Here is a 15,332-nt window from a genome sequence, read left to right as displayed (position 1 = left end):
GCAATGCAACACGCAAATGCAATGAACTTGTTCTATGATCATAGGTCTGAATTCCCGAATTCGATCACTTATTCGCCACAGGATGGCGCCAATAAAAGGTAGTGTGATGCTGTTAAAGGAGTCTCTACAGGTGTTGCCGCGTAGATTTACAAGCCGTTGGCTATGGATAGGCACGTTGTGTGTGGGTCTGATAAGCGCAAGTATGGGGCATGTAACAGCGGAGGAGTCAGCGATGGTCTCTGAACGGGAACGCGTCGCTAGTACGATTACGCGGCCCTATAAAGCTGAGTATGAATTGAGTCGGCGCGGACGTAGTCATGGTAGTGCAGGACGAGAACTAAGCAAAACAGAGAAGAACGGAAGCCCACAATGGCGTTACGAAACCTTTAGCCGTGCGTCCTTATTTATTCTATCTGATCGTCGCTTTAATGAGACCTATTTCCGTTTGCACGAAGGACAAGTGCAGCCTTTGTCGTTCGAGTATGAACGGCGGGGTACCGGTTCAAATCGCCACTATTCCGTTATTTTCGATCGCGAGAATGCGACATTGCGCCCCACGAATGGGGATCCTGTCGCTGCCGAGTGGCGCGATGACTTGCTCGATGCCAACGCAGTACTGCACCAACTACAGATCGATGTTGCCTTGGGTAAAGCGGAGACGTTTGAATACCACTTAATCGACGATGATGGTTCGTTGACCACCTATGAATTTGCCGTAGATAAGCGAGAGCGCATCGTGGTGAATAATGAGCAGGTGGAGACCGTTCGAGTATCGCGCGTGCGCGATCACGATCGTCGGGAAACTTACTTTTGGTTTGCGCCGGAATGGAACTACACGTTGGTTCGCATGCAACAAATTGAAGGGGGACGTGAGGCCGCGTTAATCAGCCTCAAGTCACTTACATTTTACGATTAATCGTCGGCTGCATAACCATGAGGACCAAGCAGAGTGCCGTCAAGCATGGCCCCTTGCGGAGTCAAGGTTAGCCGGTTGGCACAGAACCAACGGATCACTAACGGGTAAATCCGGTACTCTTGCTCGTGTACCCGTTCTTGTAAGTCTTCAACTTCATCGCCGTCAAAGATAGGCACCCGTGCCTGCAACACGACCGGGCCACCATCGAGCTCATCGGTCACAAAGTGTACGCTCACACCATGCTCTTCGTCACCGGCATCCAAAGCACGTTGATGGGTGTGTAAGCCTTTGTACTTCGGAAGCAACGATGGGTGAATATTGAGAATGCGATCTGCAAAGGCGCTTACAAACACCGGAGTGAGTACCCGCATAAAGCCTGCTAATACAATTAAGTCAGGCTGATAGCTTTGCACACAGGCCACCAATGCAGCGTCGTAATCTTCCCGACTAGCAAACTCTTGATGCGCAAGAACCTCCGTGGGGATACCGAGGTTTGCGGCTTTCTCTAAGCCACCAGCATTGGCGCGATTACTAATCACCGCCACCACATCGCCAGCCATTTGGTTATTTTGGCAGGCCTGCGCGATATTCAGCATATTAGTGCCCGATCCCGAGATGAGCACCACAATACGTTTACGAGTATCTATGCCCATTAGACGAATTCGACCTGGGCTTCATGGGCTTCACGATCGGCAACCGCGCCAATCACCCACGCATCTTCACCTTGATTTTTCAAGAAGCCAACAGCCGTGGCGGCGTGTTCTGCTGGTACTGCAATCACAAGGCCCACACCGCAATTAAAGGTACGGAACATTTCGTCGCGCTGAATATTGCCGTTCTCTTGGAGCCAATTAAAGATTACCGGCCACTGCCAACTATCACGCTGCACCACTGCTTTGCACGAATCTGGAAGTACCCGTGGAATATTTTCTTGGAAACCACCGCCCGTAATGTGCGAAATAGCATGCACATCGATTTCTTTAATTAACGCCAACACAGGCTTCACATAAATGCGGGTGGGTGCCATGAGATGCTCTGCCAGAGGGCGTCCGTGGAATGATTCATTTAAATCGGCACCACTTACTTCAATAACTTTGCGAATCAGAGAGTAACCATTGGAGTGAGGGCCACTGGATGCCACCGCAATCAGAGCATCGCCGGCGGCAACTTTCGTGCCATCGATAATATCGTCTTTCTCTACCACACCCACACAGAATCCCGCGAGATCGTAATCGCCTTCTTCGTACATCCCCGGCATTTCTGCGGTTTCACCACCAATCAGGGCACAGCCTGATTGCACACAGCCTTCGCCGATACCTGCAACCACGTCGGCGGCAACATCAACATCTAGCTTACCAGTGGCGTAGTAGTCTAAGAAAAACAGCGGCTCAGCGCCTTGCACAATAAGGTCGTTCACGCACATGGCTACCAAATCAATGCCCACAGAGTCATGCTTGCCTAAATCAATGGCAAGACGCAACTTGGTGCCTACGCCGTCGGTTCCAGAAACAAGCACAGGCTTCTTATAGCCTTCAGGAATTTCGCATAAGGCACCAAAGCCTCCGATGCTGCCCATCACCTCAGGGCGCGTCGTGCGCTTGGTAACATGCTTGATTCGTTGTACGAGCGCGTTGCCTGCATCGATATCAACACCGGCATCTTTGTAACTTAGCGAAGGTTTTTGTTCGTTCACGACGAGTCCTCTTATAACCTGAATTTCAGGTGGTCGGCGGGGTGAGTGGCTTCCTCGGGCGCATATTTTAACAGCAGCGGGCCTCCGCTTGAATGCTTTATGGAAATTTTTTCGCCTAGGGCTTGTGCCAAGGTTTTTTTCAGCGTCCAATGTTCTACTCTTACATAGTCTTATTTATTTTCAGATCGTCGTGCACAGGTCACGAGTTTATGGCGAATTCCTCTCAGTTTGGAACAGCGAAGAAAACCGATTCAGTGCCCACAGCTGTAATCAAATTAGCCACAGCCGATCATCTTGATGATCTGTTGCGCATTGATAAAGCGTGTTTTCCTTATGATGCGATGAGCCGGCGCAGCTTCCGCCGCTTTGTGCAGCATGAGCATGGTCACATGGTGGTATTGGAAAATGCCACAGGCCAAGCGCTCGGTTACGCCATTCTCTTGTTTCGACAAGCCACTAAATTGTGTCGGCTGTACTCTTTTGCGGTATTACCTGAAGCCCAAGGCGAGGGTTATGGTCAGCAATTAATGGATTACTGTATCGATCAGGCTCGCGCTGAGAATTGCCTGTTTCTGCGCTCGGAAGTACGTGCCGATCAGCAGCGCGCAGTGAGCTTCTTTGAGCGCTTTGGTTTTGTGCAGCTCGGATTGCGCACAGATTACTACGATGACCACGCCGACGCCTTGGTGTTTCAAAAACAATTGCATTATTTCGATTCTGCCAAGGTGCCTCGTTTAGTGCCTTTATTGACCCAAAGCACTGAGTTTACCTGCGGCCCTGCAAGTTTATTAATGGCGCTGGCCTGGTTCGATCGGGCGGTGGCGAACCCCCAGCATGAAGAGCTCGAGATTTGGCGTGAAGCCACCACCATTTATATGACCTCAGGCCACGGCGGCTGCGGCCCTCATGGCTTAGCGCGGGCAGCGATTCGGCGTGGACTAGAAGCGCAGGTGTATGTGAGCAAGCCCGGTCCAGTGTTGCTCGACTCGGTGCGCAATGAGCAAAAGCGCAATGTGATGATGCGCATCCAAGAAGCGGATATCGCGGCACTCAAAGCCGCGGGTGTACGTATCCATCACCGGGATTATGCGTTAAGTCGACTGGAAAAAGATTTAAATGCAGGTAAGTTAGTCATTGCGTTGATTAGTACCTGGCAATTTGATCGCCAGCGGGCACCCCATTGGGTGTTGCTTACCGCAGTCGATAATGAATATGTGTATTTGAATGACCCTGATGATGATCTTTTGCCCTGGCAGACCATTACGGAACGTCAGTATTTGCCGATTCCCCGGGCTATTTTTGAAAAGGCCTTTTCTTACGGCAGCTCGCGCTTGCGCGCCGCTGTAGTGTTGAGTCACCCGCGGCCGACGCCCATGTATGATCATCCACAGACAACTAAGAAATAAAAACAAGGAGTACCAACCAATGGCGAAAGTATTGGTGTTGTATTATTCCAGCTACGGCCATGTTGAAACGCTAGCCCATGCGGTAGCACGTGGGGCGCAAGCCGGAGGCGCTGATGTGGATATCAAACGCGTGCCTGAACTGGTGCCGGCGGAAGTGGTGGAGCGCTCGGGCTACAAAGTAAACGATAGCATTCCGGAGGCCAAGCCTACGGATCTTGCCCGCTACGACGGTATTATTTTCGGCACGCCGACACGCTTTGGCATGATGGCGGCACAAATGAAAAATTTTCTTGATCAATGTGGTGGCCAATGGGCGAAAGGGGAGTTAATTGGCAAAGCTGCCGGCGTATTTACCGCGTCTGCTACTCAGCATGGCGGCCAAGAAGCCACCTTATTGAACTTCCACACGGTACTATTGCACCTTGGTTTTGTGATTGTGGGATTGCCTTACAGCTTTCAAGGGCAAATGACCTTAGATGAAATCACTGGCTGCTCTCCTTATGGTGCAAGCACCATCGTTGGCGGTGATGGATCGCGTCAACCATCAGAAAATGAGATAAATGGTGCATTTTTTCAAGGCGAACACTTGGCAAAAATCGCCCAAAAATTAAGCAAATAGCTCCTGTCTATGATCTTTGTCAGATCAAATATAGGGGTTTTCCCTCATTTCAATGTCACGCAAATGTAACGAAGATCCCCTAGCATTTTTACGGCTTTATGTGCGAGCTCGTTGTCCGCATCCGTCAGAACTAAAACCTAAATAAAAATGGGGACTCCCACCATGAGAATGATACTTGCGGTAATTTTATTGGTTATCGCAGTTGCGCCTACTTGGGCGCAGGAACCAATAGCCTATTGGGCACAAAACGATAATGTCTTAGCTGACGGCTCCAATGGCTTCAGCCCAGACTCCTTTCCACAGCAAGCGGATGTGGGTTCAGGCCTGTTGTACCTGCAGAACTATGATCAATCACTGACTGATTCAGGTGCATACTCACGCATTTTAAGTTTTGCAGGCAGCACGCAAAACCGCTTGAGCACAAGCTATCCTGCAGGCGGCTCACTGTCGATTCAAGGAGGCACAGGCTTTAGCAATAACGGTGCTCAGGTCATCATGGAAGTCGACACCACTGGCTTTCAAGACATTCGTTTTAGCCTTGCCATCAATACCACGGCCACCGGTTTCGACAGCCGTGTATTTGAGTGGTCGACCGATGGCGTGAACTACACCGAGTTTGCTCACGACGAAGGGCGCGGTAGCTGGTTTGTGCGCTCGTATGATTTGTCGGATGTAAGTGAGTTAAACGATAACAGCCAAGTGTATATTCGCATCACCATTGATGGCGCGACTCACATCAACGGTAATAACCGCTTCGATAACATTCTCGTGTCTGGTGTGAGCTTAGATAGCCTCACGCGCATGACTGTGTACGACCGTGACTTTGTGGATGACCCATTTGCCCGCGGTTGGCAGCAAGTAAATGTAGTGGGCGACGTTCCTTGGGATTGGAACGGAGATTTCGGAAACGTTAGCTACAGCACCTTTAGCGGTGGCTCCTGCAGCGATGCCGATAGCTGGATGATTTCACCTGCGTTTGATCTAGACCGTCAAACCGGTGAGCGCATGCTGGTTGATGTTGCTCGCGGCTTTAACGGCGCAAACGGCCTTGAAGTGTACTTCTCCAATAGCTATGACGGCTCAGGCGTGATTGATGCCGCTGATTGGACGTTAATGACTGAGATTACCGGCAGCGACTTCTCGACCAATAATGCTCCAGTAACCTTTGGTCCGTTCGACGATCTGCAAAACGCTTCCGGTCTTGGCTACATCGCTTTCCGTTATGCGTTCGATAGCGGCAACTGCAGCACCTGGCGGATTGCCAACTTTACCATCGAAGCAGACGTACAGAACAACGAATCACCGTTCCAGTGTGGTACCGACGCTGATCGGATTCATTGGGTGCAAGGATTCGGCTTCCAAAGCCCAGTGCAAGGTGCTCAAGTACAAGTGGAAGCGATTGTGACAGCGTCGTTCCAAGATACGTTTGATGGCGGCTTAGGTGGTTTCTATCTGCAAGAAGCGGATGAGAATCACGACAACAACCCACTGACTTCTGAAGGTATCTTCGTTTACGACGATGGCTTTGGCGTGAATGTGAATGTGGGCGATAAAGTCCGAGTTGCTGGTTCCGTAGGTGAATTCTTTGGCCATACCCAGATTCAAGACGTAACCGATGTGGCCGTATGTGCAAGCAATCAATTAGGTCGCGTATCGCCTGTGGCGGTAGAACTCCCAGCGGCAGACTTTATTGATTTCGAGTCCATCGAAGGGATGTGGGTTGAAACGACGCAAGCTCTCACCGTCACCGATGTATTTAACGTAGCACGTTTCGGTGAAATCGGCGTTTCTAAAGGCCGTATCTACCAGCCGACGCAAGTGGTTCGCGGCGGCGATGATGCGCGGGCCTTGCAAGCAGAAAATAACCGTAACCGTCTGTTAATCGATAATGCGCGTACCGGTACCTATCGTACGCCCTACATGACCGGAGCTGATGGTTTCTCTGAGTTGTCTGCATCGAATCCAATTCGGAATGGTTTCGTCGTGAAACCGGGCTTCACTGGTATTATGGGATACGCATTTAATGCCTATCGCATCCGCAGTGAGCAAACGCCTGAGTTTGATAGCAGTGCCAACCCGCGCACAGAAGTACCGCAGATGCAGCAAACCGGTAACTTGCGTATCGGTACCTACAACGTAGAAAACTTGTTTGCCACCTTCCAGCAAACCGGCAATACCTGTGGTCCAGGTACGCTAAGCTGCCGTGGTGCACGCAATCAAAACGAGTTGGATCGTCAGCTCGGTAAAGTGACCTCAGCGATTCTTGCTATCGACGCCGATATGCTGGCGCTGATTGAAATCGAGAATGACGCTAACGATGCCACTTTGGCTATGTTGGTTTCGGCACTCAACGCTGCGGACCATCGTGGTGATTGGGCCTTTGTACCAACCGGCCATGTCGGCACCGATGCAATTAAACCAGCCTTTATCTACCGTACTGGTCGCTTGTCACTGGAAGGTGATCTGGCTGTATTAACGGCAGACGTTGACCCCGACTTTGATGATTCGCGTCAGCGTCCTGCATTAGCGCAAAGCTTCCGTGCTGAAACAGGTCAGGTGTTTACCGCAGTAGCCGTGCACTTGCGTGCGAAGGCCTCATGCCCAAGTGGCAGCGGGCCGAATGCAGATTCTGGCGACGGGCAAGGTTGTTGGAACGAGTGGCGGACCCTGTCGGCAGGTGCCATGGTGCGTTGGATGGAAAACGATCCAACAGGCACCGGCGCAGATGCAGTAGTGATGTTAGGTGACTTCAATGCCTACGGTATGGAAGACCCACTGGTAGCCTTGATGGATGCTGGCTATTCCAACCTCGCCATCGCGGCCAACGGCGGTAGCCCAGAAGTGTATAGCTATAGCTTTATGGGCCAGGCCGGTTCATTGGACCATGCCTTTGCGAACGATGCGTTCTCTGAGTGGGTTTTGGATGCGCGGGCATGGCATATCAATTCCGATGAAACACCGGCGTTTAATTATGAAGAGCGCTTACCTTCTAGTTCATGGTTTAAGCCTGCGAGCTTCTATAATGCCGACCCATATCGTTCATCGGATCATGATCCCTTGGTGATTGAACTGAACTTACTACCGACCTGTGCGCCGGGCATTACCAATCGCCCAGCCCATCCGCGTGATAAACAATTGCCAGTGCCACAGTGTGGCAACAGCAATCGTGGTGGTAACGGACGTCCTTAAGCGGATTAGCTTTAACCACTAAAGGAAACCCTGCATGGTGACATGCGGGGTTTTTGTTTTAAGACACGCGGGATTTACTAAAAAATCGTTTTAGTAGCAGGTGAGTAGGAATATAAATGACGACTACAAAAGCCACCCACAGCAATAGCAAATATAACCAGGGATTCATAAAGTCTTGTGGTGCGCCAGGGCCATATACCCAGTTGATATTCGCTGAAGGCTCGCTAACCAGATAAGTGATCGGCAACACAATCAGGGCAATGAGGCTTTGCAGCGGCAGTGCCCGCTGATCATAGCCAAGGCGATAAAGCATATAGAACATCACAATCGGCAGGGCTATATGGAAGGTTGCTGAGAGAAAACGAATATACAGTGCCATCTCGGGATTAAACATGTAGCTAGCAATCACGGTGAAATGACTCAAGGTAATAAAATCAAGCACCCAAACGAGTTCTGGAATCAACACCGCCACAGCCATGGTGCTGGCAATCAAACGATTGCCAAGCCAAAGGGCAGGGACCATCACAATCAAGGCAACATCGGAGAACCACAGATAATTCGCCGGCCCCATGTAATCCCACCACACCACCAGCACGACCAGAGCAATCAGGGTAAAACCCAGCTTCATCCACAACGGAATATCTTTTCCCGATCCCGAGTGCTGATACTCACTCTTAAAGTTCAGCAACGCCATCAGCAGCCACCTCGCTTTATTTAGTTTGGTTTTTGATAAGAGAGCTCTGCCATTACTCCTGCAGAAAACATCAGGGAGAACTGACATAGATTTGAGGCGCTGGACGCTAGCTTTCGGCAGCGCCAATCGCTTTATATTTTAACGATACCACTCCAACTCTGGAATTTACCATGCTCATCGAACTCTATATAGGCTCGCCGATTTCTTCGCCCAATCGGAAATAGCTCAATCATATTTGCATATTCTTTTTCGAATCTGTAACGATTGTTATCTTGGTCGACGAACTGATTGTTGCTAACCTCACGGAGCCCTATGTCCGTCATAAATTTTAAATTATGCTCCTCTGCCTCCCAGGCTAAAGTTCTGCGACGACGCTGAGATATCCCTCTATATATGCCAAGTATAGAAAATAGAACTAGCGTGGCTAGGGTAGACGAGATAACAAATTTATCAGCAAAGGTTAAATCGTTAGGAGGAGTCATTATCTGATCGACACCTTCCCAGTCCGCGAGCCCAGCAACAAAGTTATAGCAAGGGAGAACTAGATTTTCAGAAACCCAATAAGCGGATGAGTATAAAAACAGTGGAGCCATGGATTCTTGATCGATGAAAGAGTCGCTAATACCGATAGCGAGGAAGAGTACAGCGACACTGGTCAGGGCTAGCCCTATTATTAGGGTGAATACTGAAAATACTCTGGCGAATATCTGGCCTAGAACGCTTCTATAATTTCTAAAGATCCAAGTCCAGGATTGAACATACAGCCACATTGCCGCAATAAAAATTGCTATTAATAAAATGTAACCAGAACTCTTTTTTGAAGATTTGTATATGTCGCGACCAAGACTTAAGCCGATTCCAGCTAATGCTGAACCTCCAATAACTTTGGGAACAGTTCTCGCTATGCTCATGTGACTTCCTTATTGTCTTTCTGTTGTTGAGTTAATAGGTTGCGTGATAGTCCCATTCGTCAAATCGTCGAACAAGCACTGAAACAGGACCATCAGGTGACCAACAAAAGTTAGGTCAGGCCTGGAGTGTATCGAGCTGTTTGAGTGTATATAGATCAGAAGAGTAAGTAACAGTTTGTTGGTATGACCAACCTGTCACCACAGTACCAACAAGTTCGTGTTGATCATTCTCTATACCTCGGTAGCCAACTTTGTGCGGCTCTTTGTCGTATGTTCTCCATTCGATATGACTAAACACTCTACTGATCACTCCATCGTGAACGACTACTACCTGCTTAACGTGCTTTTGTTTATCTTTCGCAATACGCCAAAAACCAGTTTGTCGTGCCATTAGTTTATCTGGGTGTATCTCGCCTTTAATCTTAACGAACAAGGTTTGTGACAATGACGACTTAAGCTCGTCCAGCGACCTTTTAGTTGGCTCACACCACTCCTCAAAGCAATTGTTTATTACTCGCTTTTTCAGGGCTAATCGCAATTGCTCTTTGACCTCATTCAATTGCGTTAAGACGTCACCATTTGCGATGCAAATTCGATAAAAGTCACATGCTAAATGCTCCTCTATGTGCCTCTGGCGAGATAGATCTGATTCTTTGTTATTCAGATGGTGTGGTTCGTCAATTTCAATTGCGATGTTCAACTGTGGGTAGTAAATGTCGACGAGAGCATAGCCCGAATCAGTTCTGCGCACGTAAAATTGGGTGCAAGGCTTTAGTTTACTGAGTGAGCTATCATGGATAAGCGAGCTAACTATAAAAGCTTCGTGTCGTTTGTATGCTGTTCGGTGTAATTGTTCGATGAGATAATTGTACTTCCAATCCATGGGTGCTCTACTTCCGTTGTACCTAACTGATTGTTATATAATAAAGAAGTTATAATTCTATATAAACTCGATTACAATATAAACATGGTCATTGGAATTATTCATCGTTTGACAGAGTGTTGCGAAATTCATATCAGACGTTAATACCTGCTCAAATAAGTGCGTATGCGAGCCGAGATTGCGCCCAGTGGGTCGGCGCTGCGCACCGATGCCAAAACGCTCCCGGCGTTTTGGTGAACCCCCTACGGGGCTTCTGAATCCCCCGCGAGTTGCACAACTAAAAAAGGGCCCGCACTTAGGTGCGAGCCCTTTTTTAGTTTAGTAAAGAGTGGGGGGAGGTAGGGCTATTCGATATCCGCAATATCGTACCGAGTTCTACGAAGAGGTGATGACAAAGCCTTGGTAGACTTACTCAGCTTGAAACAGAATGTATGCGTCTAGAGGGGTAAATCAATTGACAATTGTAACTCTAGGGTTATGATTTGAGTGTGTCCGTGAATGGAGACAGGGATGAAGAGTAAAGACCTTATCAAGGAACTAGAGGTCGCAGGCTGGGAGTTGGATCGGGTTAAAGGGAGCCACCATATTTTTAGGCATCCAAATTGCCCGTTACCCATCCCCGTACCACATCCGAAAAAGGACCTCGGTAAAGGGCTTGTGCAGAAAATCAGAAAGCAGGCCGGACTTATTTAATCCAGGCATATTAAGGATGTCGGAGGTAATCATGAAATACCCGATCGCCATTGAATGGGGTAACGAGAAGCAAGCTACAGGGATTGTTATCCCAGATATTCCCGGTGCTATAACTGCTGGCGATAGCTACGACGAAGCTTATGAGATGGCCCAAGAAGTTGCTCACTTGATGCTTACAGAAATCGTTGAGCAGGGTGAGGCGGTGCCTATGCCACGCTCTGTCGAAGCACATAAAGCAAATCCTGAATTTGAAGGGTGGGGCTGGGGCCTCATTGATATCGATATTACGCCCTATCTTGGACGAACCGAAAAGATCAATGTGACTATTCCCGGTGTAGTCATCCGTAAAGTCGATGCGGCGGTAAAAAACCTTTCGTACCGCAGTCGCTCTGCGTTTCTTACAGAAGCGGCATTGGATAAGTTGCAGCGTTCGGAAGTGAGTTCGCGTGGTGTGAAGTAGGGCATGCACTGTGTGAACCCCCTACGACGGTTCTGCGTCCACCCAAGCTCCACACAAAGAAAAAGGGCCCGCACTGTGTGCGAGCCCTAGCTGGGGGGATTTACGCAAGCCATCCCTGGCTTGCGCCCTGCGGGTCGGCGCTGCGCACCGATGCCAAAACGCTCCCGGCGTTTTGGTGAACCCGAACGGCGGTTCTGCGTCCACCCAAACTCCATACAAAGAAAAAGGGCCCGCACTGTGTGCGAGCCCTAACTGGGGGGATTTACGCAAGCCATCCCTGGCTTGCGCCCTGCGGGTCGGCGCTACGCACCGATGCCAAAACGCTCCCGGCGTTTTGGTGAACCCGAACGAAGGTTCTGCGTCCACCCAAGCCCCACACAAAGAAAAAGGGCCCTCACTATGTGAGAGCCCTTTTTCTTTGTATTGGTGGAGCTGGGGGGATTTGAACCCCCGTCCGCAATATCGCCACACTCGGTACTACATGCTTAGCCGTCTCATTTAGTTAACTACTGAAACGCCGAGGGGCAGGCTTTTCAGCAGCGAGTCCGATTAGTTTTAACGCTTTGGCTCCGGACGAAGCCGCCACGCGAGTCTGATTTAGATGACTATCCAGACCTGGTCTCTCAGACTAAGCGCCAGTGGATAGCTAGCGGGCTATTATGCCGCTAGAGCGTAGTTGTCGTCGTTTGCAACTATTAAGTTGAGGCTTTTTACGAGGCCAGCCTCACCTCGGCATGCACCTTGAGCTTTGTATATCCCGTCGAATCCTAATCAGCCCCAGATGTTAGAACACCACCATTATATCGAAGTTGGTGCGCTTACGCTATGACAACCTTTGCAAACGGAGGTTCCTGAAGGACAAAAAAGCGCTGCGACATATCGATTCCAGATGGAGATTAAACGCTTTTCTGAAGGCCTACCATAGACACCAGAAAATAAGGCTTTAGACTAGTGGATTCACGTAAAGGAGAACAATTATGCGTTTTTTAGGTTTATTAGTGTGGGTCCTGAGTGCTGGATTCGCTGTGCAAGCGAGCGTTTTTACCCAATCTCAGTTGGAAACCGCACGGGAATTGCGCGATGCAGCCATGCAAGAAACAGGCGCGTTTGAAATTGTTAAAGATTTAACCACCCGCGTTGGCCCTCGTATGCCCGGTAGTGAAGGCGATGCACGTGGAGTGGCGTGGGCCAAAGATGCCTTAGAAGCCATGAATTTTGATCGGGTCTGGCTCGAGCCGGTTACGTTTCCGACCTGGACACGCGGCGTAGAAACCGCGCGCGTATTGGGTGATAGTTCTCAGCCATTGGTTGTAACTACCCTAGGTTATTCGCCAGCCACACCGGCAGGCGGCATTGAAGCGCAAGTAGTCATGTTTGATAACCTAGCAGCGCTCGAGGCGGCGTCGGCGGATGAAGTGCGCGGTAAAATTGTATTTATTCGCAATGAGATGGAGCGCAGCAAAGATGGCTCTACTTATGGCCCGGCGGTATCAGCCCGGAGTATGGGCCCAGTGGTTGCCGCAGAGAAGGGCGCTGCGGCTATTGTGATTCGCTCTATTAGTACCTCGGAGCACCGTTTTGCCCATACCGGTATGGTGCGTTACAACTGGGATGGCGATAACAACCTAGTGCCTGCCGCGGCGCTGGCCAATGCCGATGCAAATCAACTGGAGCGTTTAGTGAATCTGGGCGAGCCAGTATATCTGCACTTAGATTTACAACCGCGCTATGGTGATATGTACACGTCACATAACGTGATTGCGGATATCAAAGGCTCAGAAAAGCCTGAAGAAGTGGTGATTATCTCGGCTCACTTGGACTCTTGGGATCTATCCCCGGGTGTGCTTGATGACGGCGTTGGTGTGGCCATTGTGATGGAAACAGCTAAGCGTTTGTTAGGCCTTGAAGAGCGGCCAAAGCGCACAGTTCGCGTGATTCTGTTTGCCGCCGAGGAAATCGGCTTGCTGGGTGCCCGCGCCTATGCTGAAAAACATGGCGAGCAGGTAGCACAGCATTTTGTGGGCTCTGAGTCTGATTTCGGTGCAGGTCGTGTGTATCAACTTAACGCCCGCGTTCAAGACGATGCCTGGCCAGTGATTGCAGCGATTGCTGAAGAGATGAAACCGCTAGGCGTTGAACTTGGTGAGCGTGATGCCCGTGGTGGCCCAGATATGTTACCCATGCGTTCGTTAGGCATGTCGGTGGTGGATTTAGCACAAGATGGTACGTACTATTTTGATTACCATCACACCATGAACGATACCCTAGATCAGGTGGACCGTACGGATCTCAACCAAAACGTGGCCGCATGGCTGGTGTTTACGTGGTTAGCCGCTAACTCTCCGGTTGATTTCGGCTCTGGAGCAAATCTGATACCCTAATAGCGTATTAGCAATGCATGTTTAGAAACCCTGCTGCGGCAGGGTTTCCCTTACAGATTGGACGCGTATCGCGATAATTCTGAGTAGTTAGCCGCCGTGAATAAACAGTATATCCCAGAATGGGCAACCCATATTCCTTATCCTTCCTTGATGGCGGATATCGTGATGATTCTGCACGCGTTGATTGTGCTGTTTGTGATCGTTGCGTTGCCTCTTACGATTATTGGCGGGATTCAACGCTGGCGCTGGATTCGCAATACGTGGTTTCGATTAACCCATCTGGTCATTATTCTGGTGGTGGTGATTCAAGCGTTGTCTGGGCGGTATTGTCCCCTTACTTACGTAGAACAGGATCTCCGTTTAGCGGCAGGGCAAACCAGCTACGACACGTCCTTTGTCGACCAGTGGGTGTCGCGTTTAATTTATTTTGATCTCCCTGCGTGGGTGTTTATGCTCACCTACGTTCTCTTTTGTTTGGCCGTGATGTACACGTGGTGGCGTTGGCCACCGCGGGTAGTCGGCTATCGTCGTAAATTTGAATCGAGGTTATATATGAAGCACAACGAAACCTATCCGATTGGCACGCCCGGGAAGCCTTGGGATGAAGCAGACTTAAACGCTTGGCTGACGCGACAACGGGTTCGCCGCTCCTATGAGAAAGATGTGCTCAGTGCCATTGATGGGTTACGTGACGACTTCACGGTAGAGACGTACGGAACCTTGCCTTATGCCAGCTTGGTGGGGCGTGATTACCCCCTGTACTTGGTAAAGTCAAGAAAATGGGATGTGAATAAGCCGATTCTAGTGGTGACCGGTGGTGTGCATGGCTATGAAACCTCAGGCGTTCACGGAGCGATTCGATTCTTGCAAACAAAGGCCAAAGCCTATGAATCATCGGTGAATGTATTGGTGTTTCCATGTATTAGCCCGTGGGGTTATGAAACCATTAACCGGTGGAATCCGCTGGCAGTGGATCCGAATCGTTCGTTTTTACCGGAGGCGCCTGCACAGGAAGCAGGGTTGGCTATGGCAGCCTTGGCGAAGATTGAGGGCGACGTGTTAATGCATATCGATTTGCACGAAACCACTGATACCGATAATAGTGAATTTCGCCCGGCACTCGCCGCTCGTGAAGGCACCGTGAATACGAATTGGAATATTCCGGATGGATTTTATTTGGTCGGCGACAGCGAACGGCCGACATTGGATTTCCAAAAAGCGATTCTCAAATCTGTGCGTAAGGTGACGCATATTGCTGAAGCAGATGAGCGCAATGAATTGATCGGGGCACCGATTGATTACCCAGGGCTGATTCACTACGCAGGCAAACGACATGGCCTCTGTATGGGCTTAACGGACGCACCCTATGTATCGACCACGGAAGTGTATCCGGATAGCGCACAAGCCACACCAGAGGAATGTGTGGAGGCGCAGGTAGCTGCTGTGGTGGGTGGTATCGATTTTGCGCTGAATGCCCGTTCGTGAAC

Annotated in this window: 13 protein-coding genes, 1 other RNA gene and 1 pseudogene; 9 read left to right on the top strand and 6 right to left on the bottom strand. The window is 49.8% G+C overall.

Annotation, left to right across the window (positions count from 1 at the left end; genetic code table 11):
- Positions 1-130: 130 nt before the first annotated feature.
- The gene (locus FM042_RS03905; protein ID WP_185960691.1) at positions 131-916 is read left to right on the top strand and encodes a DUF3108 domain-containing protein; all 786 of its coding nucleotides are present in this window, start codon (positions 131-133) and stop codon (positions 914-916) included.
- Here FM042_RS03905 and purN read toward each other — a convergent pair.
- Both purN and purM read right to left on the bottom strand, forming a co-directional pair.
- Positions 913-1,569, bottom strand: coding sequence for a phosphoribosylglycinamide formyltransferase (purN, locus tag FM042_RS03900; protein ID WP_143234530.1), 657 nt, complete (start codon positions 1,567-1,569; stop codon positions 913-915). The genes FM042_RS03905 and purN overlap by 4 nt on opposite strands.
- A complete protein-coding gene (gene purM, locus FM042_RS03895) occupies positions 1,569-2,609 on the bottom strand; it encodes a phosphoribosylformylglycinamidine cyclo-ligase (protein WP_143234528.1) in 1,041 nt (346 codons plus the stop codon). Before purM ends, purN begins: the two co-directional genes overlap by 1 nt.
- Before the next feature lie 209 nt (positions 2,610-2,818).
- On the opposite strand from purM, the gene FM042_RS03890 reads away from it, so the two are divergent.
- From FM042_RS03890 to FM042_RS03880, 3 genes are all read left to right on the top strand, one after another.
- Positions 2,819-4,015 carry a GNAT family N-acetyltransferase/peptidase C39 family protein gene (locus FM042_RS03890; RefSeq protein WP_143234526.1) on the top strand — a complete coding sequence of 399 codons (1,197 nt, stop codon included), beginning with the start codon at positions 2,819-2,821 and terminating at the stop codon, positions 4,013-4,015.
- A gap of 19 nt (positions 4,016-4,034) precedes the next feature.
- A complete protein-coding gene (gene wrbA, locus FM042_RS03885; protein ID WP_143234524.1) occupies positions 4,035-4,634 on the top strand; it encodes an NAD(P)H:quinone oxidoreductase in 600 nt (199 codons plus the stop codon).
- A 162-nt stretch (positions 4,635-4,796) separates the two neighbouring features.
- Positions 4,797-7,823 carry an ExeM/NucH family extracellular endonuclease gene (locus FM042_RS03880; protein WP_143234521.1) on the top strand — a complete coding sequence of 1,009 codons (3,027 nt, stop codon included), beginning with the start codon at positions 4,797-4,799 and terminating at the stop codon, positions 7,821-7,823.
- Positions 7,824-7,881: 58 nt separating this feature from the next.
- Here the strand turns inward: FM042_RS03880 and FM042_RS03875 are convergent, their stop codons facing one another.
- The 3 genes from FM042_RS03875 to FM042_RS03865 form a co-directional block, all read right to left on the bottom strand.
- The gene (locus tag FM042_RS03875) at positions 7,882-8,517 is read right to left on the bottom strand and encodes a membrane-associated protein (protein WP_143234519.1); all 636 of its coding nucleotides are present in this window, start codon (positions 8,515-8,517) and stop codon (positions 7,882-7,884) included.
- 131 nt (positions 8,518-8,648) lie between these two features.
- Positions 8,649-9,428, bottom strand: a complete 780-nt coding sequence (locus FM042_RS03870) for a hypothetical protein (RefSeq protein ID WP_143234517.1) — start codon at positions 9,426-9,428, stop codon at positions 8,649-8,651.
- A gap of 115 nt (positions 9,429-9,543) precedes the next feature.
- Positions 9,544-10,311: an AbaSI family restriction endonuclease gene (locus FM042_RS03865; protein WP_143234515.1), complete on the bottom strand. Its 768-nt coding sequence runs from the start codon at positions 10,309-10,311 to the stop codon at positions 9,544-9,546.
- A gap of 510 nt (positions 10,312-10,821) precedes the next feature.
- Here FM042_RS03865 and FM042_RS03860 point away from each other — a divergent pair.
- Together FM042_RS03860 and FM042_RS03855 are read left to right on the top strand one after the other, a co-directional pair.
- A complete protein-coding gene (locus FM042_RS03860; protein WP_143234513.1) occupies positions 10,822-11,004 on the top strand; it encodes a type II toxin-antitoxin system HicA family toxin in 183 nt (60 codons plus the stop codon).
- 31 nt (positions 11,005-11,035) lie between these two features.
- A complete protein-coding gene (locus FM042_RS03855; protein WP_143234511.1) occupies positions 11,036-11,464 on the top strand; it encodes a type II toxin-antitoxin system HicB family antitoxin in 429 nt (142 codons plus the stop codon).
- Positions 11,465-11,888: 424 nt separating this feature from the next.
- On the opposite strand, the gene ssrA is transcribed toward FM042_RS03855, so the two are convergent.
- Positions 11,889-12,243: a transfer-messenger RNA gene (gene ssrA / locus FM042_RS03850) on the bottom strand.
- Positions 12,244-12,441: 198 nt separating this feature from the next.
- Between ssrA and FM042_RS03845 the strand changes: the two genes are divergently transcribed.
- The 3 genes and pseudogenes from FM042_RS03845 (at position 12,442) to FM042_RS03840 (ending at position 15,330) form a co-directional block, all read left to right on the top strand.
- Positions 12,442-13,845, top strand: a complete 1,404-nt coding sequence (locus FM042_RS03845) for a M20/M25/M40 family metallo-hydrolase (protein WP_143234509.1) — start codon at positions 12,442-12,444, stop codon at positions 13,843-13,845.
- Between the two features lie 150 nt (positions 13,846-13,995).
- Positions 13,996-14,340 (top strand): annotated as a pseudogene (locus tag FM042_RS11900) (DUF2784 domain-containing protein); the annotation flags it as partial.
- A gap of 57 nt (positions 14,341-14,397) precedes the next feature.
- On the top strand, positions 14,398-15,330 hold the full coding sequence (locus FM042_RS03840; RefSeq protein ID WP_232366380.1) for a M14 family metallopeptidase: 933 nt from the start codon (positions 14,398-14,400) through the stop codon (positions 15,328-15,330).
- The last annotated feature ends 2 nt before the right edge of the window (positions 15,331-15,332 follow it).

Origin of the sequence: Aliidiomarina halalkaliphila (assembly GCF_007096385.1) — a bacterium.
Classification (GTDB): domain Bacteria; phylum Pseudomonadota; class Gammaproteobacteria; order Enterobacterales; family Alteromonadaceae; genus Aliidiomarina; species Aliidiomarina halalkaliphila.
Note: the sequence above shows the minus strand (reverse complement) of the source record. Positions and strands in the feature narration are given on the sequence as shown.

What these genes read in the sequence shown, in the direction of transcription:
- purN (WP_143234530.1), bottom strand. Translation starts at nt 1,569, where the DNA reads ATGGGCATAGATACTCGTAAACGTATTGTGGTGCTCATCTCGGGATCG.
- FM042_RS03890 (WP_143234526.1), top strand. Translation starts at nt 2,819, where the DNA reads ATGGCGAATTCCTCTCAGTTTGGAACAGCGAAGAAAACCGATTCAGTG.
- wrbA (WP_143234524.1), top strand. Translation starts at nt 4,035, where the DNA reads ATGGCGAAAGTATTGGTGTTGTATTATTCCAGCTACGGCCATGTTGAA.
- FM042_RS03880 (WP_143234521.1), top strand. Translation starts at nt 4,797, where the DNA reads ATGAGAATGATACTTGCGGTAATTTTATTGGTTATCGCAGTTGCGCCT.
- FM042_RS03875 (WP_143234519.1), bottom strand. Translation starts at nt 8,517, where the DNA reads ATGGCGTTGCTGAACTTTAAGAGTGAGTATCAGCACTCGGGATCGGGA.
- FM042_RS03870 (WP_143234517.1), bottom strand. Translation starts at nt 9,428, where the DNA reads ATGAGCATAGCGAGAACTGTTCCCAAAGTTATTGGAGGTTCAGCATTA.
- FM042_RS03865 (WP_143234515.1), bottom strand. Translation starts at nt 10,311, where the DNA reads ATGGATTGGAAGTACAATTATCTCATCGAACAATTACACCGAACAGCA.
- FM042_RS03860 (WP_143234513.1), top strand. Translation starts at nt 10,822, where the DNA reads ATGAAGAGTAAAGACCTTATCAAGGAACTAGAGGTCGCAGGCTGGGAG.
- FM042_RS03855 (WP_143234511.1), top strand. Translation starts at nt 11,036, where the DNA reads ATGAAATACCCGATCGCCATTGAATGGGGTAACGAGAAGCAAGCTACA.
- FM042_RS03845 (WP_143234509.1), top strand. Translation starts at nt 12,442, where the DNA reads ATGCGTTTTTTAGGTTTATTAGTGTGGGTCCTGAGTGCTGGATTCGCT.
- FM042_RS03840 (WP_232366380.1), top strand. Translation starts at nt 14,398, where the DNA reads ATGAAGCACAACGAAACCTATCCGATTGGCACGCCCGGGAAGCCTTGG.